Source organism: bacterium, from assembly GCA_024226335.1.
In the GTDB taxonomy this organism is placed as follows: domain Bacteria; phylum Myxococcota_A; class UBA9160; order SZUA-336; family SZUA-336; genus JAAELY01.
In genome coordinates this window covers 1-2,121 of record JAAELY010000166.1, presented here as the reverse complement: position 1 = coordinate 2,121, position 2,121 = coordinate 1, and the positions used below count along the sequence as shown (strand labels likewise).

The 2,121-nt window shown below is 60.2% G+C and carries 2 protein-coding genes; one reads left to right on the top strand and one right to left on the bottom strand.

The window, feature by feature from the left end:
* Positions 1-370: 370 nt before the first annotated feature.
* Complete coding sequence (locus GY725_07825) at positions 371-1,054, top strand: choice-of-anchor F family protein (GenBank protein ID MCP4004087.1); 684 nt, start codon at positions 371-373, stop codon at positions 1,052-1,054.
* A 30-nt stretch (positions 1,055-1,084) separates the two neighbouring features.
* On the opposite strand, the gene GY725_07820 is transcribed toward GY725_07825, so the two are convergent.
* Positions 1,085-2,121, bottom strand: a 1,037-nt coding sequence (locus tag GY725_07820) for a DUF481 domain-containing protein (protein MCP4004086.1), incomplete at its 5' end; no start/stop codon positions are given.

The window sequence follows — 2,121 nt, the reverse complement described above, 5'->3', positions numbered from 1 at the left end:
TGGATCAGACGCCGTTGCGCGTCGACTTCCCACTGGGGCGAAACTCACTGTACGTCAAGGCGTGTAGCACCGATACGGAATGGCGATTTGCGCTGCGCTATCCCGCCGAGGTGCTCAAATACCGGACACTCGTTCGCTGATCTGTACCAGGCCGCACTTCCTCCTCACTCGAAACTCCAAGTTCGTCTGCGGCGCGAAACTCCTCCAGGCGCGACGCGGCTTCTAGATCGCCGGACACCCATCAATCCAGATCGGGCTATTCGAGGCCGGTTCGCTCCAGTTTGATTGGCTTTTCCCGTTGGCTCCCTCAGAATGCGGAATTGGGCCTGATCTGCAGCCAATGGATCAATTCTCCTGGAAGGAGCACCCGATGAGTATTCGTTCAACGGTCATTGCACGTTCGTTTGCCGGAAGTCTGGCGATCGCCCTGATCCTCGCATCGACGGCCCATACCGAGGCCGCCGAAATCACGGGGGTCAACTGGTTCTCAGGTGTGGCGTCGGTGGCGAGCACCGTTTTCTCTCCGCCCGTAGCACCTAACAATGATAATGTCGCCGGCTCGTCACTGAACAGCATTTTCGTTACGCAGAAAGACTACGTTGCGATCGGACCTGTTGATCTCGTGTTCGACCTGATAGACACCGGTGGCGTGACGGAGTACGTGATCGTCGAAGGTGTGCAGAACAACACCGGCCTCGACTGGAGCGGCTATCACATCGAGCTCGGATTCGGCAATGGCGCGGGCTTCGTGCCTTCGACACCTGGAGACGGACTCGATTTCGATTCGCCCGACTTCGACTCACCGGTCTTTTTCGACCCGTCTCCTGGGTTCTTCCCGAGTCAGATCGTAACCGTGGACGACATCCTGGCCGGTGGGGGCATCATGCCCGACTTCAGCTTCGCCGGAAATTTCGTCTTCACCGTCGACGTACCGGACGGCATTTCGTCGTTCACGATTCGCCAGTCGCCCATCGCCGTCCCGGAACCGTCCTCAACGATCCTCGGGTTGCTAGGTCTGCTCGGAGTTCTCGCGTACCGCCGACTGGAGCGCTGACGGGGAGCCCCGCGAGTCGCCAGACGTCGCCTAGAATTTGTAGCCCAACCCCAGGATGTAGTCGGTATCCTGACGTTGGGTGCCGCTCGCCGGTTCGGCATCGAGTTCCCACTCGACCGCGGCTTTCAGGAAGATCTCGTTTGAAAGATCGAACTTCAAACCGGTCTCGGTCTTGATCAGACTGACGTCGATGTCCTCGAGGCTCTGCCTGAGATTGGTCTCGTGAAAGAAGGCCAGGTTGTCGGCCAGTTTTCGCCACACATGCCAACGGGCCAGCACGTCGACTGAATCGTCGTCGCGCTCGCTGCCTTTGTAGTTCTCCTCCACCCAGGCCGGTCCGAAGCGCAAGTCGACCTTGAAGTCGTGACGATCGAAGAGCTTGTACCCCAGGCCGCCTCCCAGCGTGAAGCGCAGATCGAGATCCTTCGGGCCATCCTTCTCGCCCGAAGAGCCGATATACCAGAACGCACGATCGCCAAGGAAGTGGTCGTAGAGAATGCGCGCGAAGAGGTTGCGGTCATTGGTCGTGCTGGCTCCGGAGTCGCGGTCCGTGGTTCGCTCGCCCTCGTAGCTGGCCTTGAGCCCGAAGCGATTGAATTCCGTCTCGTACTCGCCGAGCACCTCGAGATCGCCTTCGTCCTTGATCGTGTTGCCGCGCTCGAACTTCACTCCCGCCGTCAGGCTGCCTTCCCACTCGGGCGCTTCCTTCACAGGAGGGTTGATCGAAGCGACCTCCTTCTCCCGAAAGCCCTGCGTCCCCACCCGCCCGCGACCCGCAGTCTGGAAGGGTGCTTGCGAATCGGCGACCAGAGCATCGATCAGTACGGTGCCGTCGTTCGCGTGCACCTCGACCGTCTCGTCGGTAGCAATCGTCCGGACCTCTTTCGCGTCGACCTCCACCTCGCCGATCAGATCCGCGGCAAAGCGCAGCTTGCCTTCGACCATTGAAATGAGGCGCCCGGTCCAGCGATCTCCATTGGAAAACGTCACCACATCCGCGCGTGCGGCCGGTGCCGCCAGACACAGTAGAAGCACAATCCCGGCCCCGATCCTGAGCATCTCCATCC

What these genes read in the sequence shown, in the direction of transcription:
- GY725_07825 (MCP4004087.1), top strand. Translation starts at nt 371, where the DNA reads ATGAGTATTCGTTCAACGGTCATTGCACGTTCGTTTGCCGGAAGTCTG.